The 22,027-nt window shown below is 71.7% G+C and carries 18 protein-coding genes and 1 pseudogene; 15 read left to right on the forward strand and 4 right to left on the reverse strand.

The window, feature by feature from the left end; genetic code table 11:
- Positions 1-180: 180 nt before the first annotated feature.
- From ACIOFR_RS37695 to ACIOFR_RS37705, 3 genes and pseudogenes are all read right to left on the reverse strand, one after another.
- Positions 181-1,203 (reverse strand): hypothetical protein, encoded by a 1,023-nt coding sequence (locus ACIOFR_RS37695; RefSeq protein WP_401004695.1) that lies wholly within the window; start codon positions 1,201-1,203, stop codon positions 181-183.
- Positions 1,204-1,659: 456 nt separating this feature from the next.
- A pseudogene (locus ACIOFR_RS37700) lies at positions 1,660-2,103 on the reverse strand (DUF4157 domain-containing protein); the annotation flags it as partial.
- A gap of 213 nt (positions 2,104-2,316) precedes the next feature.
- Entirely contained in the window at positions 2,317-3,870 is a 1,554-nt protein-coding gene (locus ACIOFR_RS37705; protein WP_401004649.1) for a ricin-type beta-trefoil lectin domain protein, read from the reverse strand.
- Positions 3,871-4,601: 731 nt separating this feature from the next.
- Here ACIOFR_RS37705 and ACIOFR_RS37710 point away from each other — a divergent pair.
- From ACIOFR_RS37710 to ACIOFR_RS37780, 15 genes are all read left to right on the forward strand, one after another.
- Positions 4,602-5,444 carry an NADase-type glycan-binding domain-containing protein gene (locus ACIOFR_RS37710; RefSeq protein WP_401004650.1) on the forward strand — a complete coding sequence of 281 codons (843 nt, stop codon included), beginning with the start codon at positions 4,602-4,604 and terminating at the stop codon, positions 5,442-5,444.
- A gap of 206 nt (positions 5,445-5,650) precedes the next feature.
- Positions 5,651-6,355: a DUF4255 domain-containing protein gene (locus tag ACIOFR_RS37715; protein WP_401004652.1), complete on the forward strand. Its 705-nt coding sequence runs from the start codon at positions 5,651-5,653 to the stop codon at positions 6,353-6,355.
- Positions 6,352-8,463, forward strand: a complete 2,112-nt coding sequence (locus ACIOFR_RS37720; protein WP_401004654.1) for an ATP-binding protein — start codon at positions 6,352-6,354, stop codon at positions 8,461-8,463. Before ACIOFR_RS37715 ends, ACIOFR_RS37720 begins: the two co-directional genes overlap by 4 nt.
- A 160-nt stretch (positions 8,464-8,623) precedes the next feature.
- The gene (locus ACIOFR_RS37725) at positions 8,624-10,180 is read left to right on the forward strand and encodes a phage tail sheath family protein (protein ID WP_401004656.1); all 1,557 of its coding nucleotides are present in this window, start codon (positions 8,624-8,626) and stop codon (positions 10,178-10,180) included.
- Positions 10,181-10,240: 60 nt separating this feature from the next.
- Positions 10,241-10,687 carry a phage tail protein gene (locus tag ACIOFR_RS37730; protein ID WP_401004658.1) on the forward strand — a complete coding sequence of 149 codons (447 nt, stop codon included), beginning with the start codon at positions 10,241-10,243 and terminating at the stop codon, positions 10,685-10,687.
- Positions 10,684-11,139 carry a hypothetical protein gene (locus ACIOFR_RS37735; RefSeq protein ID WP_401004660.1) on the forward strand — a complete coding sequence of 152 codons (456 nt, stop codon included), beginning with the start codon at positions 10,684-10,686 and terminating at the stop codon, positions 11,137-11,139. The genes ACIOFR_RS37730 and ACIOFR_RS37735 overlap by 4 nt, the downstream gene beginning before the upstream one ends.
- Positions 11,139-11,294, forward strand: coding sequence for a DUF6760 family protein (locus ACIOFR_RS37740; protein WP_401004662.1), 156 nt, complete (start codon positions 11,139-11,141; stop codon positions 11,292-11,294). Before ACIOFR_RS37735 ends, ACIOFR_RS37740 begins: the two co-directional genes overlap by 1 nt.
- A 1,695-nt stretch (positions 11,295-12,989) precedes the next feature.
- A complete protein-coding gene (locus ACIOFR_RS37745; protein WP_401004663.1) occupies positions 12,990-13,289 on the forward strand; it encodes a hypothetical protein in 300 nt (99 codons plus the stop codon).
- Between the two features lie 67 nt (positions 13,290-13,356).
- Positions 13,357-13,779, forward strand: coding sequence for a phage tail protein (locus ACIOFR_RS37750; RefSeq protein ID WP_401004665.1), 423 nt, complete (start codon positions 13,357-13,359; stop codon positions 13,777-13,779).
- Between the two features lie 103 nt (positions 13,780-13,882).
- Positions 13,883-14,590 carry a peptidase M23 gene (locus tag ACIOFR_RS37755; protein ID WP_401004667.1) on the forward strand — a complete coding sequence of 236 codons (708 nt, stop codon included), beginning with the start codon at positions 13,883-13,885 and terminating at the stop codon, positions 14,588-14,590.
- Positions 14,591-14,592: 2 nt separating this feature from the next.
- Positions 14,593-16,410, forward strand: a complete 1,818-nt coding sequence (locus ACIOFR_RS37760; RefSeq protein WP_401004669.1) for a VgrG-related protein — start codon at positions 14,593-14,595, stop codon at positions 16,408-16,410.
- Positions 16,411-16,441: 31 nt separating this feature from the next.
- Positions 16,442-16,753 carry a PAAR domain-containing protein gene (locus ACIOFR_RS37765; RefSeq protein WP_401004671.1) on the forward strand — a complete coding sequence of 104 codons (312 nt, stop codon included), beginning with the start codon at positions 16,442-16,444 and terminating at the stop codon, positions 16,751-16,753.
- Positions 16,750-17,217 (forward strand): GPW/gp25 family protein, encoded by a 468-nt coding sequence (locus ACIOFR_RS37770; RefSeq protein ID WP_401004673.1) that lies wholly within the window; start codon positions 16,750-16,752, stop codon positions 17,215-17,217. Before ACIOFR_RS37765 ends, ACIOFR_RS37770 begins: the two co-directional genes overlap by 4 nt.
- Positions 17,217-19,166, forward strand: coding sequence for a putative baseplate assembly protein (locus tag ACIOFR_RS37775; protein ID WP_401004675.1), 1,950 nt, complete (start codon positions 17,217-17,219; stop codon positions 19,164-19,166). Before ACIOFR_RS37770 ends, ACIOFR_RS37775 begins: the two co-directional genes overlap by 1 nt.
- Positions 19,163-19,786, forward strand: a complete 624-nt coding sequence (locus tag ACIOFR_RS37780) for a phage tail protein (protein ID WP_401004677.1) — start codon at positions 19,163-19,165, stop codon at positions 19,784-19,786. Before ACIOFR_RS37775 ends, ACIOFR_RS37780 begins: the two co-directional genes overlap by 4 nt.
- An 80-nt stretch (positions 19,787-19,866) precedes the next feature.
- Here ACIOFR_RS37780 and acs read toward each other — a convergent pair whose 3' ends face one another.
- Positions 19,867-21,822, reverse strand: coding sequence for an acetate--CoA ligase (gene acs / locus ACIOFR_RS37785; RefSeq protein WP_401004679.1), 1,956 nt, complete (start codon positions 21,820-21,822; stop codon positions 19,867-19,869).
- Positions 21,823-22,027: the final 205 nt, after the last annotated feature.

A 22,027-nucleotide genomic window follows, 5' to 3' on the forward strand; every position in this document is an offset into this window, starting at 1 on the left:
GCCTCCGTTCCGGCCTGTTGCCTTGAACACCACAGCCACATCGGACACCTGAACCGGCATCAAAGCGGGCATTTCGCCTGCACGACGCCGCCCTGCCCCGCCGCTCACGCGGCGGGGCCAGAACCCAAGATCTTCACGAGCCTTCTAGTCAGCATCACTGACGGAGCCTGGCTCGCCTTGTCACATCTGCTCCCAGTCGGACTCGGAGTCGGCCGGGTTGTGGCTTGAGGACGCGGCTGACACCTGGCCCTGCAATTGGTACCTGCCCTGGGCGTTCCGGCGGAACGAGGCTCCGGCCGCCGCAGCCTTGGCCATGACCGCGTTGCGTGCCGTCGTGTCGTTGGCCAGCCAGTCGGGCATGAGCCAACCGGGGTAGAGCTGACCGTGCGTACCCGAGGCGACGACCCGATACCCGTACTGCCGGCCGACGGTGTCGTTGGTGACATCGAAGGCCCACTGGCACCCGGCACAGGCTAGTTTGAAGCCGCCCATGTTGACTATCCGGACCGGCTGACCCGTTGGCACCGGGTTGGCGCGCCAGTGCTGAACGTGTTCGGCGAGCATGGTCATTTCGCCGTGCTGTGAACCGGGGCCTGCCGCGCCGACGAGGGACCGGGTCCAGTCCGCGCCGCCGCGTATGGCGCTGGCGATCGTGGCCATCTCCGTGCTGTTGCCGTGCGCGTCGGCGTAGTCACCGGACAGCAGCGCGCGGAACTTCCGGAGGTCCTTGTCGGATCGGGGCTCGCCGTACGGGCGCACCGACGGATTCGCGAAGTCGGTGAATTCCCTGTCTACCCTTGCTTGATCGGCAGATGTCACCATGCGGTTCCCGGTGTTTCCCGCGATTCCGAGTCTGGAGTTCGGCATCACCGTTGCCGCCAGGTGCGGGGTGCTGGAGTCTCCGACGACTCCCATGCCGATGCGTGCGACGCGGTCCAGCATGCGCAGTTCTGCGGGCCGCGTGCCGGTGGTGGCGCGACCCGGCCTCGGGCGGTATCTCCGGAGGCTGTACACCGGTACCGCGTCGGCGTCGGCGTAGCCGTTGGCGGCGACGGTCGCGGTCAGGATGCCGGTCACCAGGCTGCGGTCGAACGCGTTGGCGATCCGGTATCTCGTTCGGTCGATAGGACGCGATTCCCAGGTGCCGCTGGTGGCGTCGAACCATGGGGGGGACGTCGGGGAGCCCGAGATGCTGGATGGCATGGATGACGGCGTAGCCGAGGACCAGGAAGGTGTGGACACTGCGGAACTGGATGACACCGCTGAGGCAGATAGCCGGGCGGAGGAGGGCATGGACACAGCGGAGGAGGACGAGACGGCGGAGGACGCGGACACGGCAGAGGAGGATGCGGATACGGCCGACCGCGCTGAGGCAGGGGGTGCCGCAGGCGTCGCGGATTTGAGGGTAGCCCTGGAGCGAGGCATCCGCTGGATGCTCGGGGTGGCCGTCCAGGCAGCGCTCGGGGGGCTCCCCTCGGTCGTCCGTAGTGGGGACGCGCCCGACATGACGCGCCTCGCGTTGGCTTCGGCTTCGCGTTCGAAATGGTCGCCGGGATCGCTGATGCGCAGTCCGGTGCCGTCGTCCGTACCAGTTACGGGGCCGGTGCGCTGCTGGATGACGTGGGTGAGTTCGTGCGCGAGGGTGTGGAGGTCGCCTCCTCCGGGACCGATCACCACGTTGTTCCCTGACGTGTATGCGCGGGCACCGATGTCGGCGGCGGATCGCTGGGCCGCAGCACCGGTGTGGACGCGTACGTCGGAGAAGCTGCTGCCCAGCCTGCTCTCCATCTCCTCGCGCAGTGCGGCGGGGAGCGGCCGGCCGCCGGAGGCGAGCACGTCGTGGACGCCGGAGCGCTGCACGGGAGCGGGGTGGCCGCAGCCGTCGCCGTGGACGTGGCGCTGTTGTGCCAGTGTCCGGGTGGCCGCTGTGTTTCCCACCGTGCGCTGCAGTTGGAGAAGCGCCTGTTGGGACATTCGGCCGGGGCCGGCGTCCGCGCGCGTCTCTGGGTTCGGCAGGGAGGGCGCCCCGAGCGCGGAGAAGGGGAGCCGGTGCGGGCCGTCCGGCGGCACGGAGTCCCGGTCGCGGCCTCTGGTGTCGTACATGGATCTCCGTCTGGGGTGAAATTAGGTGACTGTGTGTGACATCGACCTCGGGTATGCGGGGCGGTATCCCCATGGCCGATCGGGCAGAACCGTGGGAGGACCTCCTGCGTCACCGCCGGGTCCACGACCGCCTGCTCGACGGCCGCGCCGAGCAGGCGGTGGGCGGTGGCGCAGTCCCGGGGCGCTGAGCCACCGCCCACCGCCACGGGCGGCTTAGGTGATGGTCCACAGCTGTGCCTGGTTGCCGGGTTGGCAGCCCACCGCCGTCAGCCCGGCCCCCGGGCCGTTATCGGTCAGGCAGTCACCGGTCTGTCGGTTCCTCACGTAGACCGAGCCGGTCGTCCAACTGTCCAGCCACCACCATTGGTTGCCTCCGCCGCCGTATTTCCAGATCTGTACGTGGTGGCTCGGCACGTCCTCATCCATCACGAAGTCGCCGCCCGGGACGAGCTGGTTCGTCAACGTGAAGTAGCGGTTGTCGTAGTAGTCGTTGAAGTGCGTCCAGTTCTGGCTCTGGTCCGGACCCGCGTAGGCCTGGCCGACCAGCGCTATGCCGTTGGAGAGCGACCCGCCGCCGGCTGCGGTGACGACCATGCCGTCGCGGACGTTGCGGATGCGTCCGGGAAGCAGTGGGGTCGGCGACGGCTGCGCGGGCACCTGCGCGGACGGCGCGGGCGCCGGGGCACCAGCCTTGCTCTCGGCCGGTATCGGCTGGGCCGCGGCCGGGGGCGGCGAGGCGGCAGGTGCGCCTGCGGCGCGCGCGGCGGAGGGCATGGCGGTGACCGGCATCTGTGCTGCGGCCACCGGCGCGGTCGGGGCGCCGGTGGACAGCGGTGCACCGGGCGGTACCAGGGAGATCGGCGCCTCGCCCGCAGCGGCAGCGCCGGTCGCCGAGGAGGGCGGGGCCAGCAGCAGCGGAGCGCCCTCCCCGCCGACGGGTGTCGGGCCCGCCGCGCTGGGCAGTGCTCCCGCCAGGCCAACCTGTCCTGGAGTCCCGGCCGCCGCCGAGTAGGGGTGCGCCAGGCTGACGACCTTGGGCGCCGCAGCGAACCACAGACCGGCAGCGACGGCCGTGGCGGCGGCCACGACCGTGGCACTGCGGACGACCCAGGGGGAGAGCACCACCGGTTGCTCGTACCGACCCTCGCTGATCTGTGGCGGCGCACCGGTCCGCTCCAGCGTCAGGCCGTACGCGTGGGTTACCGGCCGGCCCGTCCACAGGGTGCGTGGAGGCCTGATCCGGACGGTCACCGCCGCCGCCCTTCCGGGGGCGATCCGCAGGTTCGCCGGCTTGATGTCGTACCGCAGTCGGCTGCTCGTCCGCTGGCCCTGCACGGTCGCCGTGATCGGGACGTTGCCGAGGTTGTCGACGGCGAGTACCGCGTGCCCGCGCAACCGGCCGCGGCTCGACACGGGCAGGATCTCGCCGGTCACCTCGGTGAACGGGGCGATGGTGAGCAGCCCCTCCGGAACCTCGACGGTCTCAGGCCGCTCGACGGGTACGACGTGCACGCCGTAGCGGTGCGGCCCGGCCTCGGCCTCGGGCCCGCGCGGCGGATTGAATGTCAGAGTCACCCGGCCGTTGGTGCCAGGGTAGAGCTGCAAAGTCTGCGGTTCGACCACCGCCCACGGGGCCGGATCACCGACCACGGCGATGCGGTACTCCTCGACCACGTCGCCGGTGTTGCGAAGGTCGAGCGTGACACTCGTACGGCCGCCTGCCTCAACGGTTGCGGACTTCGGTTCCAGGGATGTCCAGATGCTCACCCGCCCCATGGTAGGAACGGCCCGACGTCCCGTCAGGAGCCGTAGGACCTTCAGTCCGTGCAGCTGCGTTGCCCCTTGGGGCACCACCCGGACGGCCGGGCCGCCCCGGCACACACGGCCGCAACGGCGCGGCCCCTGACGTCGCACGGCGGCGCCTGTGTGTCCGGGAAAGAGAGCCTGCCCGTTCGGTCGGTCCCGCGTGACCTCGGACATGGCCGTTCGGCGCTGCCCGTCGGTGCAGCGTGCCCGCAGACTCTCCGTGGGTCTCTGCCCTACGCCCTGAACGCGGGCTGCGGCATACCACCGGTCCCGCGCGCCCGGCCTGGGCCCGCGCCTGCCCGCGACCGGACCCACCCCGACTGACTGTGCGCGGGCCGTGAGCCGCGCACTGAGAGGACCTTGCCGTGAGCACGAGCGAGACCGCATTCCGCCCGGACCGCGCCCCTTGCCCCGAGTGTGGTGAGGCTGTTCCGCCGGAGCGGTCGTTCTGTGACGCGTGCGGGGTGTTCCTCAGCTGGTCGGCAGGGCGGCCATCCAGCCGGCCTGACGATCCCGCTGCGTCGGGCGGGGCCCCCGGTACCTCCAACGGGGCGGCCACAGCCCCCCAGTACCCCGTCCGGGATCGTGGGCGCTCGGCCGCAGTCGCACCGGAGGGATTCGCCACGGAACTCCCACCGGTCGGCGGGCCCCCGGCGCCCGAGGCGGGATACGCCGAAGCCCTGGTCATTCCGGTGACCAGAGCTGGATTCGCCGACTCTCCCGGCCACCCCGGCGGTCCGCACCCGGACGGCCATCCCGGTTCGCACGGGCAGCACCTCATGGACGGACCGCCGGCGGCGGGGCCGGTCTGCGGCTGGTGCGGCGCGCCTAACCAGCCGGAGCGGCACTTCTGCGGTCGCTGCGCAACCGCGCTCCACGCCGCCGCGCCCGCGCCCTTCCGGCTGCCGTGGTGGCGCCGGCTGCTGGTTCGCCGGGCCGAAGTGCTGACGGCCGGACAGCGCCCGCGTCCGCGCGGGGAGCTGTGGCGAGGCGGGCGCTGGTTCGCGGGCGCAGCGGCGCTCGCCCTGCTGGTGTCGGCCACTACCCTGGTGCGCCCGACGGCGAGCGCCGTCACCGACCGCTTCGCCGCCCGGGTCCCGGTTGAACCGGTGGCCGTCGCCGCCTCGCACTCCTACCCCGGCCACGGCCCGCAGTTCCTGTTCGACAAGGTCTCCAACACCTGGTGGGGGAGTGGGTACGGCGGCGAGCCGGTGAACACCTGGGTCGAGGCGTCATTCGCCCAGCCGGAACACCTGCTCAACCTAGTGATCACCCCCGGGGTCTCGGCAGATCCGGGGCAGGAGGTCACCGGGGCCCGTCCACGTGACATCGACCTGGTGGCCACCAACGCCGAAGGGACGACCACCACCGTTCGGCTGGAGCTGGCCTCCGTGGGCGTCCAGAACGTCGCCCTGCACCTGCCTGGCACGGTCAAGGTACGGCTGGTGACTAGGACCGCCTACGGTGCCGCCCCGACCAAGCAGGTCGCCGTCGCGGAAGTGGAGTTCTTCGGCACCACGTCACCCGGCTACTGACCGAGGTGGTGCCGTCCGTTCGACGGCGCGTGTAAGGGGGAGTGCGGCTGCGGCGGTCTGTCCGCGCGGGCAGCGGCTTTTCCCGGGCCTCGGCCCGCGCGGGCCGTCCGCCAGGTCCCGTGGCGCGGCAGGCTCGTCGTCGGCGCCGCAAGGGGCGCCGCTCCGGCCCGCCGGTCCGGAGCAATCGGAGGATGGAACGGATAGCGATGATCCACGAGGTCGACGAAGCGCTGCGGGTACTTCTCGCCGGGCTCCTGGCCGGGGACGAGATCGAAGTGGTGCTCGACACCCCGACCCGGGACTGGGCGGCACGGCGAAACGCACCGACGATCAACGCCTTCCTCTACGACGTGCGCGAGAACATCGGGCTGCGCCACCAGGGCGGCCGACGCGAGTACGGAACGCGCGGTGAGATCCTGGCCCGGCACGAGCCGCCGCGCTGGTACGGGCTCTCCTATCTGGTCACCGCCTGGACCAAGCGCTCCCAGGACGAGCACCGGCTGCTGTCGGTGCTCTTGGCCGGCCTGAGCCGGAAGTCCGCGATCGGTGCGCACCGCCTGAGCGGCAGCCTCGCCGAATTCGGCGCCGCGCTGCCGTACACCGTGGCCCATCCGCCCGCCGACGGCCGCCGGCCCGGGGACCTCTGGTCCGCTCTGGGCAGCCAGCTGAAACCGTCGCTCGACCTGGTCGTCACCGCGCCGCTGACCGCGGCGCACCACCCGGTGACGGCGCAGGTCACCGACGCGCTCGTGCTCGGACTCACCGACACCGGTCGGCCCGACGGGCCCGCGCCCGCACCTCCCGTACTCCGACGGCTGCGCTACGACCGGGAGCCAGACGGACCGGTTCGGCCCGCCACACCGATCGGCTCACGCCGTACCCGCAGCCGCGGTGAAGGGTCCGTCCGATGACCGCTGGCCCGACGTACCCCGAACCGCTGGCCGAAACTCTGTCTGCCGCCGAGGCCGGCCCGGACGAGTACCTGACGGAGCGTCTGGCACTGGCCGGACGGGCCGTACGCCGTGCCGTGGCGGCCCGTCGCACCCACGACCCCGATCCGGACGACGATTTCCGTGGCCTTTACCTCTCCGAGAGCGAGACCGACCGCCTGCTCGCCCGGCCCGGCCTGCTGCCCGACGCGACTGTGGTCGCCCGGGCCGACCGGACCGAGCAGGCCGCCGCTGAGCATCGCGCCGACTGGTGCGAGGCAGCAGGAGACGTCGTACCGCTGCGGGCTCTGGCCCGCCGCTTCGGGCTCGATGCAACGGACGTGGAGATCCTGTTGCTCGCACTGCTGCCGGACATCGACACTGTGATGGAGCGGCTCTATGGCTACCTGAACGACGATGTCACCCGGCGCCGGGCCACCCCAGCCCTGGTCCTCGAACTGCTGGGGACACAGCCAGCCGACGGCCCCTCCCGGTCCCGGCTGGCACCTGGCTCTCCGCTGGTGGCTGGCGGGCTGCTCACCGTCGACGACGCCGAACGGCCCTTCCTCACCAGGTCGTTGCGGGTGCCCGACCGGGTGGCCGAGTTCCTCCTGGGTATTCCTGGCCCGGACCCGGCACTGCGCGCTGTCCTGCGCACTCCCCCCGAAGCGCCCTCGCCCGCCGCAACGGATCTCGCTGCGGCGCTGGCCGCCGGCGTCCGGCTGGTCCACGTGCACGAGCAGGCTGGGGGGTCCGCCGCCGCGCTGGCCGCCACCTCCCTGGTACTGGCCGGCGCCCCGGCGGTCTGCGTGGACCTCGATGCGCTGGCCGCCGCACCGCACCCCGAGGGCCTGCTTGCCGTCGCGGTCCGCGAGGCCCGACTGTGCGGCGGCGGTCTGACGGTCGGCCCAGTGGACGCGTCGACACTCACCGCCCATCCCGAACGAACCCTGTGGCTGCGCCGGTTGGCCCGCCTCCCGGTCCCGGTGGTGCTCACCGGCCGGACCGGGTGGGACCCGAACTGGTGCGATGAGAGTCCGCTCCTGGTGACGGCCGGACCTCCGAACACCTCGGAACGGGACGCGCAATGGCGGCGGGCCCTCGGAGAGGGGCCGGTCGATCCGGCGCTCGACGCGGACCGGGAGCTCGCCCCCTACCGGCTGTCGCCGGAGCAGCTGAGCCGGGCCGCAGAGGTGGCGCGGCGCCGGGCCCAACTCGCCGGGGTGCCGGTGGATGCAGGCCACCTGCGGGCTGGGGCGCGGGCCCAGAACGCCGCGGGGCTCCAGCGCCTGGCCCGGCGGATCGAGCCGGCCGTCGGCTGGGACGACCTGGTGCTGCCCCCCGCCACCGTCGGGCAGCTCGGAGACCTCGCCCTGCGGGCGCGGCTGCGCGACCAGGTGCTGGGCCGGTGGCGGATGAGGCCGGGAGGCGGGCGCGGACGGGGCGTGATTGCCCTGTTCGCGGGCGACTCGGGCACCGGTAAGACCATGTCGGCCGAGGTGGTCGCCGCGGATCTCGGGCTCGACCTCTATGTGGTCGACCTGTCCACCGTCGTCGACAAGTACGTCGGTGAGACGGAGAAGAACCTGGAACGAATCTTCACCGAGGCGGCCGCCGTCAACGGTGTCCTGCTCTTCGACGAGGCCGACGCCGTGTTCGGCAAGCGCTCGGAGGTCAAGGACGCCCACGACCGGTACGCGAACACGGAGAGCGCCTACCTATTGCAGCGGATGGAGTCCTTCGACGGCGTCGCGGTCCTGACCACCAATCTGCGTGCCAACCTCGATGAGGCGTTCACCAGACGACTGGACGTGATCGTGGACTTCCCGGTGCCCGACGCGGAGCACCGCCGACAGCTGTGGGACCGCTGCCTGGGCAGCGACCTGCCCCGAGACGCCGGACTCGACCTCGACTTCTGCGCGCGGTTCGAGCTCGCGGGCGGTTCGATCCGTGCCTGCGCCGTCACGGCGGCCTACTTGGCAGCCGCAGCGGACCGGCCACTCACCACCGATGACCTGGTCACGGCGGTCCGGCGGGAGTACCGCAAGATGGGCCGACTCGTGCTGCCTTCCGAGTTCGACCGCAGGTGAGGCTCGACCTCGCGCAGTGACGCGCTGAGGGCAGCATCCGCTGCCCCGGAAGGCAGACCGGCTCGGCTGTGACTGCCCGGGGACAGCGCCCTGCGGACCTTTTCCGGGCTCCGCCGACCGGCGAGGCTTTTACCCAGTTCATCCGAGGAGGAGCACGAGCATGCCGCCGTACCTGTCCCCAGGGGTCTACGTCGAAGAGGTTTCCGGCGGGCCCCGCCCGATCGAGGGAGTCGGCACATCCGTCGCCGCCTTCGTGGGCTTCGCCGAGAAGGGGCCGTTCCACACTCCGACCCTGGTGACGACGTGGAGCCAGTTCACCGAGGCGTTCGGCGGCTTCGCCGACGGCTCCTACCTCGCGCACTCGGTCTACGGATACTTCGCCAACGGCGGCGGAATCGCCTACGTGGTGCGGGTCGGCGCCGAGGTGGCCGAGGCCAGCAGGTCGCGGGGCTCGGCGAGGACCAAGCAACCCCTGACCGGTGAGCCGGCCGCGCTCGGTGCATTCCGGGTGGCGGCGCTCGCCGGCCCCGGGGGTGAGCTGACGGTGGAGGTCGTCGACGCGGACGGCGAGAACCCGCCCGAGGACCGCTTCCGGCTGGTCGTCCGGCAGGACGGACGAGAGGCCGAGACCTTCGAGGTCTCGGCAAAGAAGAGCGCGCGCACCTACGCGGTTGCGCTGGTGCGGGAACGGTCGGCGCTGATCCATCTGGAGGAGGCGGCCGGGTCCGCTGGCGCGCTGGCCCGGCCGCAGAAGCAGACCGTCACCCTGGCCGTCCCGGCGGCGTCGGCGGAACTGGTGCCGGCCGGGATCTCGGTCCAGGAGTACGTCGGCGAGGCCGACGCCCGGACCGGGTTCGCCGGACTAGAGGCGATCGATGAGATCACCATGCTCGCCGTTCCCGATCTGATGGCCGCCTTCCAGCAGGGCTTCATCGACGCCGAGGGCGTCCGGGCGGTTCAGGCCGCGATGATCACCCACTGTGAGCTGATGGGCGACCGGATAGCCGTTCTCGACCCGCCGCCCGAGCTCTCCCCGCGCGAGGTGCGGGAGTGGCGGCAGGCGGGCGGCGGTCACGACTCCCGCTACGCCGCGCTCTACTACCCGTGGATCAAGGTTTTCGATCCCGTGGGTGGCCAGCACCGCTTCGTCCCGCCCAGCGGCCACCTCCTCGGGGTCTGGGCCCGCAATGACGCCGAGCGGGGCGTGCACAAGGCGCCTGCCAACGAGGTGGTCCGCGGCGCGATCGACCTGCAGACCAACGTCACCAAGGGTGAGCAGGACGTGCTCAACCCGCTCGGGGTCAACTGCATCCGGGCCTTCCCCAGCCGCGGTATCCGGGTCTGGGGTGCCCGCACGCTGTCCTCGGACCCGGCCTGGCGGTACATCAACGTGAGGCGGCTCTTCACATACCTGGAAGAGTCGATCCTGCTGGGCACCCAGTGGACCGTCTTCGAACCCAACGATGAGCTGCTCTGGATCAGCATCCGGCGCGACATCACTGCCTTCCTGACCGAGGAGTGGCGCCGGGGTGCGCTCTTCGGGGCCACCGCTGATCAGGCGTTCTACGTCAAGTGTGACGCGGAGACGAACCCGCCGTCCTCGATCGACCTCGGCCAGGTCGTCTGCGAGATTGGCATCTGCCCGGTGAAACCGGCCGAGTTCGTGGTCTTCCGGCTCGCGCAGTTCTCCGACAGCACCAGCCTCGTCACCGAGTAGCCGGCAGGCCCGACAGATCCGTGGATCCAACAGTTACTAACAGGAAGGCGGTAGACCGAGATGCCCGAAGGACCCGGCTACGCGATAGCCACCCACATCTTCTCCGTGCAGCTGGGCTCCTACGAAGTGGAGTCACTGCAGGAGGTCAGCGGGCTGTCGTTCGAGGTCGACTCGATCGACCACAACGAGGTCACGAGGACCGGACAGTTGCTGGTCCGCAAGCTGGCCGGAGCCCGGAAGGGCGGTGAGGTCACCATCGGGCGCGGCCTCGACAAGAGCGAGGCGTTCACCGACTGGCTCAACCAGACGTTCATCAAGGGTGACGTCTCGGCGGCCCGGATGGCGATCTCCATCATCGTCAAGGACTCGGAGAACCGGCCGGTCCGCACCATCAACCTGAAGAACGCCTGGGTGAAGAAGTGGGACGGCCCGACCCTGAAGGCGGGCGACTCCCAGGCGGCGATCGAGAAGGTCACCATAGTTTTCGAGGACGTGGAGATCACGTGAGGCGCCGAACCGTCGCACCGGGCGGACCACCGCAGGCCGAGGATCCTCTGCCGGCTGTGCCCACGGACCAGCAGGGCACCGAGCCGATGCGGACCGAGTTCGCGTTCGAACTCCCGAGGGGCTACCGGGACACCACCGGCACAGTCCACCGGCGGGGCGCCATGCGCCTGGCGACCGCACGTGACGAGTTGATGCCGCTGATCGACCTGCGGGTGAAGAACAATCCGGCGTACCTCACGGTTGTGCTGATTGGTTCTGTGATCACCCGGCTCGGCGAGCTCACCGACCCCGGCCCGAACGTGGTGGAGGACCTCTTCGCCTCCGATCTCGCCTTCCTGCAGGACTTCTACCGGCGGATCAACGCGGAGGGCCACACCCGGGCCGCGGTCACCTGCCCGTCCTGCGCATCGCCGTTCGAGGTAGACCTCGCAGGCGGCCGCCTGGGGGAATAGTGACGTGCGCGGCCGACCAGCTGTACCAGGAGGCCGCGTACATCGCCTACCACTTCCACTGGACGCGGGACGAGGTCCTCGGGCTCACCCACGCGGACCGCCGGAGGTGGGTCCGGGAGATCGCGCACATCAACACCATGATCAACGAAGGATGAGTGAACGGCGTGGCTTGGCGAAAACGTCACCGTCCCGGAGCCCGGGACGGCAACGCGACCGGGGCGTCGGGCGAGACGGGGAACGCCGACGCGGCAGCGAGGCAGGATGCGCGGGCCACCCTGATGGCTCCCGGCCCGGTCGGCTGGCGGACCGTACCCCCACTCCAACCGGCCTCGTCGGATCCCGTGTCGCCGACCACCGGCCTCGTCGATCCGCAGGGCTTCGTGCAGCGGCTGGTGACGCGCCGGTCCCCGGCCTTCCTGCGGGAGCTGGGACACGCGGTGCTCCCGTCGGCCCCCGGCGGCGTGTTGGTGGCACCCGCCTTGGCTGGTGTTCCCTCGAAGGGAATACCGGGCGCAGTCGGCCCCGAGCTCGCATGGCCGAGGCCCGCCGCCGGACCGATCGCGGCTTCCCACGTCCACGCCGTCGCTGCTGAGCCGCAGCGGGTGGAACAGACGGCGCAGGCGCAGGTCGATCCGCCGTTGCCGCGGCTCGCCGTGCAGCGCAGCCCCGTGACGAGGCTGACCGTGCCCGCCGCGCCGGACGGCGGCAGGACCAGCACCGCCCCCGCGGCCCCGCCGATTCCGATCGCGCCCGTGGCATTGACCTCCGCCGGACCGGTCCCCGGGCCGGCCCGTCGACTGCCGGTTGCCGCACCGAGCCCACTGCTTCCCGCAGTCGTCCGGCCCACCGCCGTAGAACCCGTTCGACGCCGTGTCGTTCCCGCTGCGGACCTGTCGGACAGCCCCGCGGTGCCGCGGCAGCCCGGAGCCGTCTTCCCCGACGAGTCATCACCGGCTGGGAGGCCGGGCGACGGCTCGCGCTCCGCATCGGCCGTGGCCGCGGTCCCGATGCCCATTCCGCCGCTGCCGGGACCGGTAGCGCCGTCCGGGCGGCGACGGGGTCTCGGCGAGCCACTCGCGGCGGTACCACCTACGGCGGTGCCGGGGCCAGGACGGAGTACTAACGGCACCGATGGTGATGATCGTGCGTGGGTGCAGCGGAGTTCGGGCCCGGTCCCCCCGGTACGGCTGACCGCCGGGCCGTTCGCGGTGGCCGGACCGGTCGCGGGTCGTCGAACCGAAGCCGAAGGGCCGCTGCCAACCGACGCACCGGTGGCCGTCGGTGCGGCAGTCCGTCGGCCACCACCCGGCCGGCCGGAGCCGGTCAGCGGCCCGGCAGGGGGTGTGGGTCGGCCGGTACCAGTACAGCGCACCGCCCGGCTGCTGGCCGCCCGCCCGCTGGTGCCCGTACTGACACCCCTGCCCGACCACGGCACGCCCGCGCCGCGCGGTGCCGTTCCTGCCGCGCCCCCGGTCGTCCCGCTGCGCTGGGCCGGGCGACCGGCCCGGCCGGCCGAAGGCACCGGCGCCGGAGCGCCGGGTGGGCCGGCGCAGACCGCAGCGGCGCTGCGCCTTGCAAGCGGGGGCCCGGCTACCGCTGCTCGGGGAAGCCGGCCAGTACTCCGCGACCGTCCGGTCACGGCCGCTCCGAGAGCCGTGCAACGTGCGCCCGCCGGGCAGCACGCCGCGGCGCGTCCCTCCGGACCGCTTGCGCCGGTGGCCCCGGCGCCTCCGGCGGACCCGGGAGGCTTCGGGCCCGCCGTGCCCGACCGCCCGGCCCTCGTTGCCGTACCGGCCGTGAGGACTTCGGGCCAGGCACCGAACCCTGCGGGACTACACACGCTGCCGCCGGTGGTGCTGCGATCGGTGCCTGCTCCCGCTGTTACCGAGGAAGCGGTGACGGTGGTCCCGCCGCTGACGCCCACGGCCGCTGCCGGTACGACGGGCCCTCGCGCCGTTGCGACGGCCGCGTCGCCGCCGTCCGGTCCGGCGGCCACACCGGGCGACGGCGACGGTGTGCTCGCGGCCCTCGACCGCGGCCACCTGGACGAGCTGGCCAGGCGGCTGGCTGCACCGCTCGGCCGGCTGCTCCGCGCAGAGCTGCGGCTTACCCGCGAACGCGCCGGGCGGCTGACCGACGGCGGCCGGTGACCACGCACGCCAAGGAAGCAGGACCGCCGATAGGAGGCGGCCAGGAACGAGGATCGGAACACGCACGATGATGGACCAGTATCCGGGCACCAGTGTCCACTTCCGGCTGCAGTTCACCGGATTCGACCTCGGCCTGTTCAGCACCTGCAGTGGACTGGGCGCGCAGGTGGAGGTCGAGCAGCGCCCCGAGGGCGGCAGCAACGGCTTCGTCTGGCAGTTGCCCACCCGGGTCACCTACCCGAACGTGACCCTCGGCCGTGGCCTCACCCCGGACAGCGCCAGGATCTCCGCCTACCTGTCCGGGCTGCAGCGCGGGACGACTCGGGGAACGGCCCAGATCACGGCGCTCGACCCGACACTGCGTTCGGTGATCGCCACTTGGTCGCTGCGCGAGGTCATGCTGGTCCGCTGGGCCGGCCCTTCGTTCGACCCGAGCCGTTCGGAGATCGCTACCGAGTCCGTCGAACTCGCCCACCACGGCTTCCTCTGAACCGCCTGGTGGCTCCCGGCACCAGACCGTCGAGCGGCTCCCGTCCGGCCAGGCCGCGCTCCGTCCCGACCCAGTCCCACCGGCGTACCGAAGGAAGCCTCGCATGAGTACCACCACACCGGCCAGGGCCACGCTCACGGCCTACGAACCCCCGAAAGAGCCCGGTGCCCGCCCCGGCGGTGTCCTCGGCAGCCCGGTCCCCCTACAGTTCAACCCGCACACCCTGACCGTCACACGGGGAGCGTCCTGGCTGCACAGCCCCGCCGCCAAGGCCGAGGACGTGAGCGTGCCGGAGTTCCGCGGTGCACAGCCCCGCCGGCTGTCCGTGGAGGTCTTCCTTGACGCCACCGCCCACCACGACGGCAGCGTGGTCGCGGCAGTGGACGCCATCCTGGAATGGTGCAGCCCGACGGCCGCTACCCTGGCGGCCAACGCTCCGTGCGCACCCCGGGTCAGGTTCACCTGGGGCACCTTTCACAGCGCCTCCTTCTTCGGCTACCTGGAGAGCGCCACCGCCACCTACACACTGTTCGACCAGGACGGACGTCCGCTCCGAGCCGTGTGCGCGGTCCAGATCACCGAGGCCGGGGACCCGACGCCGGGGCAGAACCCGACCTCCGGAGCCCGGACCGCCCGGCGGGTGCACCGCCTGGTCGGCGGCGACAGCCTGGAACTGCTCGCCCACCGGGAGTACGGCGACGCCACCGCCTGGCGGCTGATCGCCGAGACGAACGGGATCGACGACCCGATGCGGATGCGGCCCGGCACCGAACTCCTGGTGCCTGCCTGTGAAGACCGGGAGCTGGGCTAGGCATGTCGAACGGATCGAATACCGTCGGGTTCGTCATCGGCACCCCGGAAGCACTGCCCGCACCATGGAACAGCGCGCCGGTGGACCTGACGGTGGAGGAGGGCGGCGGGCTTCCGGCCGCCGCCGTGGTGCGCTTCCCCGACCCCGGGCGCGCGTTCCTCCGGCAGACCGCGATCACCGTCGGCACACCGTTCACCGTGCACGTCAAGGATGGCCCTGGTGCTCCTCGCCGGCCGCTGTTCACTGGCGAAGTGACCGCACTGGAAGCGGAGTTCGACGGATCGGGCAGTTACACCACGGTACGGGCGCTGGACGTCTCGCACCGCCTGCAGCGCGGACGCCGGGTGGCCGGCTACCCGCACGCCACCGCCTCTGACATCGTCGCGCAGGTGTGCCGGGCCGCGGGGCTGCCCGGCGTACGGGTCGAGCCGACCCTGACGCTGTACCCGTACACGGCCCAACCCAACATCTCGGATTGGGACTTCCTGCGCATGCTGGCGCTGGAGAACGACCGGGAGCTGGTGGTGGAGGACGGAGTGCTGCACTTCCGGGCACCGGCCGCCGCGTCCGGCGCCCCGATGGGGCCCCCGACGAGCGCCTTCGTCCTCGAACTCGGGCGAAACGTGCTCGCCGTGCGGGCCGGCGCGAGCTCGGTGAACCAGGTCGGCACGGTGGTGGTGCGCGGCTGGGACGTAGCCGGAAAAAGGGCCGTCAGCTCGCGTACTACCGTGAGGCCCAGCCGCGAGCAGCAGTTCGGCCTGACCCCCGCACAGGCGGCGGCCCCCTTTCCTCCGGCCGAACTGCTGGTCGCTGACGTCCCGTACCGCACGGCCGCAGAGGCAGCCGCCGTGTCGGGTGCGCTCGCGGCGGACACCGCCTCGGCCCTGGCCGACTTGGAGGTCGTCGTGCGGGGCACCCCCGAACTGCGCGTCGGCGTCCCGATCTCGCTGCGCGGCGCGGGCCGGCCCTTCGACGGCCATTACACCGTCACGGCGGCCGCCCACAGCGACCTGCGCGGCGTCGGGTACGAAACTCGCGTCACCGTCAGCGGACGGCAGGACAGGACGCTGCACGGGCTCGCCTCCGGAGCCTCGGCCGCAGCCCGCTCACCGCGGATGCCGTCCGTGGCGATCGGTGTCGTCGTCGACATCATGCGTCTCGGCCGGAACTCGTCGGCGGGCTACCCCGGCCAGTCCGAACAGGGCTGGGTGAAGCTGACGTTCCCCTGGCTGTCCGACAATCCGTCCGGCGGCGGACCGGCCTACGTGAGCGACTGGGTCCGAAGCGTACAACTCGGCGGGGTGGGCGGTGGAGGGCTGTTCTGCCCCGAGATCGACGACGAGGTGCTGGTCGCTTTCGAACAGGGCCTGCTTGAGCGGCCGGTGGTCCTCGGCGGCCTCTACAACGGCCTCGACTCGCCCTCCCCGGCGGCCGGCGACCTCGTCGACGCGGCCGGCCGGGTGACCCGCAGGACGCTGGCGTCGCGCAACGGCGACCGGCTGGAACTGCTCGGCACCCCCGGGCTGGGGCAGGGACTGCGGCTCACCACCGGGGACGACGCCCTGACGATCAGCCTGGACCGTCAGCAGACCCGGATCACCGTCCACAGCGACGGCACCGTCGCCGTGAGCGCCACCGGTGGGGTCACGGTGCACAGCGACGCCGCCCTCACGGTCAGCGCCGTCGAAGCCGTCACGGTACAGGGCAACGGCATCACCTTGGATGCCGGAGCCGGCGCACTCAGCCTGTCGGGTGCCACCGTCTCGATCCACGGTGACACCTGTGTCGGCGTCGACGCGCCCCTGATCAAACTGAACTGACGATCCGCCGTCCAGGAGGAGAGGAACCACGATGCCATCAGCCGCACGAGTGGGAGACCCGGTCGGTCACCTGTCGGTGCCCACCGCCGGTGGCCCGCCATCGGGCCGGGTCGGGCCACCGGGGCTGCGGACGGTGCTGATCGGCGGGCTGCCGGCCGCCGTGGTTGGCACGGTGGCCCTGTGCGACCTGCACCCCGAGGTGCCCGCCGTGATCCTGCCCGGCGCATTGGCTGCCGCCATGGTGCTGATCGGTGGCCGGCCTGCCGCCCGCGGGGGCGACCTGCTCGGTTGTGGCGCAGCGGTCGTCGGGAGTGCGTCCACCGTCCTGATCGGAGGATCATGACCGTGCCCGAGCGGTTCGTCGGTGCGGGCTGGGCGTTCCCGCTGAGCACCGACCCGACCGGTGCGATCGCCCTGGTCGAGCGGGACCGTGAGATCACCGAGTCGATCCGGCTGGTGCTCGGCACCGCACCCGGCGAGCGGCCGATGCGGCCGGAGTTCGGCTGCGCGGTGCACGACCACGTCTTCGCGCCCGCCGACGCCGACACAGCCGGGCGGATCGCCGTCGAGGTGCGCCGCTCCCTTGACCGCTGGGAGCCCAGGATCAGGGTCGACACGGTCGAGGTTGCCCTGGACGGCGTCGACGCCGGAACGCTCTACATCGACGTCCGCTACACCGTACGGGGCACCAACAACCCGCGGAGCCTGGTGTTCCCGTTCTACGTTATCCCCGACCACGAGCCGGCCTCCGGGTCGTCCACCGCCGCCCTCCCCTCCCGACCGGCCCTGCGAGAAAGCCTCAGCTGATGTCCCTGCCCGCGCCCCAGCTCGATGACCGACGGTTCCAGCAACTCGTGGACGAGGCCAAGCGATTTATCCAGGAGCGCTGCCCGGAATGGTCGGACCACAACGTCTCCGACCCCGGCGTCACCCTGATCGAGGCGTTCGCCCACATGACGGACCAACTGCTGTATCGCCTGAACCGAGTGCCCGAGAAGAGCTATCTCGCTTTCCTGGACCTGATCGGCGTCCGGCCCTTCCCCGCCAGTGCGGCCCGTGCCGAGCTGACGTTTTGGCTCTCGGCGCCGCAGCCGACCGACCTGCGCCTTCGCGAGGGCACCGAGGTGTGTACCGCGGGCACCGGCCAGGACGACCGGATCGTCTTTGCCACCGCACGCGATCTGACCATCGTGCCGTGCACTTTCACCGCGCTGCTGACGCAGCCGGCGGGCGGCCGCCCGGTCGATCGCACCGACAGCCTGCTCGCCGGGCACGAGGTCGTGTGCTTCGCCGAGCGACCCGTGGCCGGGGACGCACTTCTGGTCGGCCTGTCTGCGGCCGTGCCCGGCTGTGCGGTGCTGCTCACCCTGGACAGCCGGGCACGGGGCGTCGGCGTGGACCCGCGCCGGCCGCCGCTGGTCTGGGAGGCCTTCGACGGAGACGGCTGGCTGCCCTGTGAGGTGGACAGCGACTCCACTGGCGGTCTCAACCGCCCCGGCGATGTGGTGCTGCACGTCCCGGGCGGACACCGGCTGATCACGATGGCTGGGCACCGGGCAGGCTGGCTGCGATGCCGGACGGTACCGAGTCGGGCTGGCCAGCCTTTCTACTCGGCCTCCCCCGAGGTCCGTGCGGTCTCCGCCGCGACTGTGGGCGGTACGGTGCCGGCTCTGCACGCCCGGACCGTGGACGGGGAGTGGATAGGCGACTCCACCGGCGCTCCCGGGCAGCGCTTCACCGTGGCACACCCCCCGATCCTCGCCGAGCACGTCCCGCTCGTGGTCGAGGTCGCGGACGGCGACGGCCGGCAGGAGTGGCATGAGGTCGACGCCTTCGGTGACTCGGCTTCGCACGACCGGCACATCACGGTCGACCGGACGGCGGGCGAGGTGAGCTTCGGACCCGCGGTTCGTGAGCGGGACGGCGCGTTGTGCCACCATGGCGCGGTGCCGGCCAAGGGAAGCCGGATCCGGGTGCGCCGCTACCGCACCGGTGGCGGCAGGCGAGGGAACGTGGCGCGCGGTGCCCTCACCGTCCTGCGCAGTTCGGTGCCGTACATCTCCCGGGTGGAGAACCGTGAGGGTGCCACCGGCGGGGTGGACGGGGAAACGGTGGAGTCGGCGATGGTACGCGGTCCGGTCCAACTGCGGACCCAGGAACGGGCGGTGACGGCAGCCGACTACGAGTTGCTGGCGCGCCGGGCCGCCCCGTCGGCGGCTCGGATCAGGGCGGTGGCGGCCGGGCCGGGAGCGGGCGACGGGGGAGTGCGGGTCCTCGTCGTCCCGGACGTCACGGTGGAGGCGGGCGACCGGCCGCGGATCGAGCAGATGGTCCCCCCGGACGAATTGCTCGCCGGGATCGCGCACTATCTGGACGAGCGCCGTCCGATCGGCGCCCGCCTGGTGGTTGAACCGCCGTTCTACCAGGGCGTGACCGTGGTGGCGCGGTTGGTTGCCAGGCGCGGCGCCGCGCCGGGACTGGTGCGCGAGCAGGCCCTGGATGCCCTCTACCGCTACCTCGACCCGTTGACCGGCGGCCCGGACAGTCAAGGCTGGCCGTTCGGGCGCCCGGTGCAGGCGGGTGAGGCTTTCGCCGTTCTCCAACAACTGCCGGGTGTCGAACTGGTTGACCATGTGCGGCTGTTCCCGGCGAACCCGCTGACCGGAGAACGTGGTGAACCGGGTGACCGGGTCGAGTTGGACCGTAACGCGCTGGTCTTCTCGCACCAGCACCAGGTCCGGGTGGAGGAGCAGTGACCGCACATGCCGCGCCGCCGCATCGGCTGACCGCCGGGGGCCGCCCGACGAGCCGTTCGCTCCGGCGTGCCGTCGACGGACTGGTATCGCCGCACCCGCTGATCGACCGGCTGCCCGGCATCTACACTGAGGACGACTTCACCCGGCGGTTCGTGTCGGCCTTCGACCAGGTCCTGGCCCCGGTGTTTGCGGTGCTCGACTGTCTCCATGTCTACTGGGACCCGGCGTTGGCACCGTCCGACTTCGTCGACTGGCTGGCAGGCTGGGTCGCCGCACAGGACTCGCTGGCGGCGGCCGGGACCGGCGAACGCCCGCCGGGGGATGACAGCGGGCGGGCCGTGGTGGCTGGCGCCGTCCCGGCGCAGCGGTCACGCGGCACGCTGCGCGGAGTCGTGGCCCAGCTGAGCCTGCTGGGTGTCGCAGCACAGGTCTCCGACAGCGGCGGGGCATCCTGGTCGGCCACCCCGAACGGCCCGCTTCCGGGGGTGGCCGGGCCAGCGCTGCTTGTCCGGATCACTGCCGGGGACGCGGCGGCGGTCTCTCCGGCCCGGGTCCGCGAGGTTGTGGAGCGGGAGCGCCCCGCCCACGTTGTCGTCCGTCTGGAGGTCCTGCCCGGCTGACCCCGCCTAGCGCCGTCGCCGCGCGGGCTGTCCTCCTGTGAGTGACGGCACGCGCGGCGGGCGGGGGTAGGCTCCGGCGGTCAGCTCTCGTTGCCGGCTGCGGGCAGCTGCGCCTGGATCAGCCCCATCACGGACGAGTCCGTGAGCGTGGTGGTGTCGCCCACCTCGCGGTTCTCCGCGACGTCCCGGAGCAGGCGTCGCATGATCTTGCCGGAGCGGGTCTTGGGGAGCTCGCTGACGATCTTGATCTGCTTGGGCTTGGCGATGGGGCCGAGGGTGCGGCCGACGTGGTTGCGCAGGTCGGCGATCAGCTCGTCGCTGTCGGTGGCGGTGCCGCGCAGGATGACGAACGCGACGATGGCCTGGCCGGTGGTCGCGTCGGTGGCGCCGACGACGGCGGACTCGGCGACGGCGGGGTGCCCCACCAGCGCGGACTCGACCTCGGTGGTGGAGATGTTGTGACCCGACACCAGCATCACGTCGTCGACCCGGCCGAGCAGCCAGATGTCACCGTCGTCGTCCTTCTTCGCGCCGTCACCGGCGAAGTACCGGCCCGGGAAACGCGACCAGTAGGTGTCGATGTACCGCTGGTCGTCGCCCCAGATCGTGCGGAGCATGGACGGCCACGGCTCGGTCAGCACCAGGTAGCCGCCGGAACCGTCGGGCACCTCGTTGGCCTCGTCGTCCACGACCGTGGCGGCGATGCCGGGCAGCGCCCGCTGCGCGGAGCCGGGCTTGGTGTCGGTGACGCCGGGCAGCGGGCTGATCATCATCGCGCCGGTCTCGGTCTGCCACCAGGTGTCCACGATCGGCGCCTCGCCCGCGCCGATGTGCTCCCGGTACCAGATCCACGCCTCCGGGTTGATCGGCTCACCGACCGACCCGAGCACCCGCAGACTGCTCAGATCGAACTTGGCGGGGATGTCGTCGCCCCACTTCATGAACGTGCGGATCGCCGTCGGCGCGGTGTACAGGATCGTGACCCCGTACTTCTGCACGATCTCCCAGAACCGGCCCTGGTGCGGCGTGTCCGGCGTGCCCTCGTAGATCACCTGCGTCGCACCGTTGGCCAACGGCCCGTACACGATGTACGAATGACCGGTCACCCACCCGATGTCCGCCGTGCACCAGTAGACGTCCGACTCCGGCTTCAGGTCGAACACCGCGTGATGCGTGTAGGCCGCCTGCGTCAGGTAACCACCGGAGGTGTGCAGGATGCCCTTCGGCTTCCCCGTGGTACCCGAGGTGTACAGAATGAACAGCGGCTGCTCGGCGTCGTGCGCCTCCGGCGTGTGCACAGCGTCCTGGCGCCCGCAGATCTCGTGCCACCACACGTCCCGGCCCTCGGTGAACGCCGTGTCCTGACCGGTGCGCCGCACCACCAGGACGTGCTCGACGCTGTCGGTCCTGGTGAGTGCCTCGTCGATGGCGGGCTTGAGCGCGGTGGCCTTGCCGCGGCGGTAGCCGCCGTCGGCGGTGATCACCAGCTTGGCGTCGGCGTCCTGGATCCGGGAGGCCACCGCGTCGGCGGAGAACCCGCCGAACACCACGGAGTGCACGGCGCCGATCCGGGCGCAGGCGAGCATCGCGACGACGGCCTCGGGGATCATGGGGAGGTAGACGGCGACGCGGTCGCCCTTGGTGACGCCGAGTTCGAGCAGGGCGTTGGCGGCGCGCGAGACCTCGTCCCTGAGCTGGGCGTAGGTCAGGGTGCGGGAGTCGCCGGGTTCGCCCTCGAAGTGGATGGCGACCCGGTCGCCGTGGCCGGCCTCGACGTGGCGGTCGACGCAGTTGTAGGCGACGTTGAGCCGGCCGTCGGCGAACCACTTGGCGAACGGCGGGTTCGACCAGTCCAGGGTCTCGGTCGGTTCGACCGCCCAGGTCAGACGGCGGGCCTGCTCGGCCCAGAACCCGAGCCGGTCCTCGGAGGCCTGCGCGTACGCGGCGGCGGTCACGTTCGCGGCCGCGGCGAGCTCCGCCGGCGGCGCGAAACGGCGGTCCTTCTTGAGCAGGTTGGCCAGACTCTCGTTGCTCACTCTGTATTCCTCATGATTCGAATGTGCCGGGTATTCCCGGGCGATGTCTTCTTGTCGGTCGGTGGTTCGCCGGTAGCCCTGATGGGGTTGTAGGTCCGCGCGACTCGGCTGGGCGAAACGCGTGTTGCCCGGGAGGACCCCTTGGACTGCACGGGGGCTATCCTGAACGTTTCTGACGGACAGTCGGCCGAGTCGTTACGGTGGG

Origin of the sequence: Kitasatospora sp. NPDC088346, from assembly GCF_044740765.1 — a bacterium.
Lineage (GTDB): Bacteria > Actinomycetota > Actinomycetes > Streptomycetales > Streptomycetaceae > Kitasatospora.

Coding starts and splice junctions, on each gene's coding strand:
- ACIOFR_RS37760 (WP_401004669.1), top strand. CDS start 14,593: ATGTCGAACGGATCGAATACCGTCGGGTTCGTCATCGGCACCCCGGAA.
- ACIOFR_RS37730 (WP_401004658.1), top strand. CDS start 10,241: ATGCCCGAAGGACCCGGCTACGCGATAGCCACCCACATCTTCTCCGTG.
- ACIOFR_RS37720 (WP_401004654.1), top strand. CDS start 6,352: ATGACCGCTGGCCCGACGTACCCCGAACCGCTGGCCGAAACTCTGTCT.
- ACIOFR_RS37750 (WP_401004665.1), top strand. CDS start 13,357: ATGATGGACCAGTATCCGGGCACCAGTGTCCACTTCCGGCTGCAGTTC.
- ACIOFR_RS37725 (WP_401004656.1), top strand. CDS start 8,624: ATGCCGCCGTACCTGTCCCCAGGGGTCTACGTCGAAGAGGTTTCCGGC.
- ACIOFR_RS37695 (WP_401004695.1), bottom strand. CDS start 1,203: ATGCCATCCAGCATCTCGGGCTCCCCGACGTCCCCCCCATGGTTCGAC.
- ACIOFR_RS37765 (WP_401004671.1), top strand. CDS start 16,442: ATGCCATCAGCCGCACGAGTGGGAGACCCGGTCGGTCACCTGTCGGTG.
- ACIOFR_RS37770 (WP_401004673.1), top strand. CDS start 16,750: ATGACCGTGCCCGAGCGGTTCGTCGGTGCGGGCTGGGCGTTCCCGCTG.
- ACIOFR_RS37755 (WP_401004667.1), top strand. CDS start 13,883: ATGAGTACCACCACACCGGCCAGGGCCACGCTCACGGCCTACGAACCC.
- ACIOFR_RS37715 (WP_401004652.1), top strand. CDS start 5,651: ATGATCCACGAGGTCGACGAAGCGCTGCGGGTACTTCTCGCCGGGCTC.
- ACIOFR_RS37775 (WP_401004675.1), top strand. CDS start 17,217: ATGTCCCTGCCCGCGCCCCAGCTCGATGACCGACGGTTCCAGCAACTC.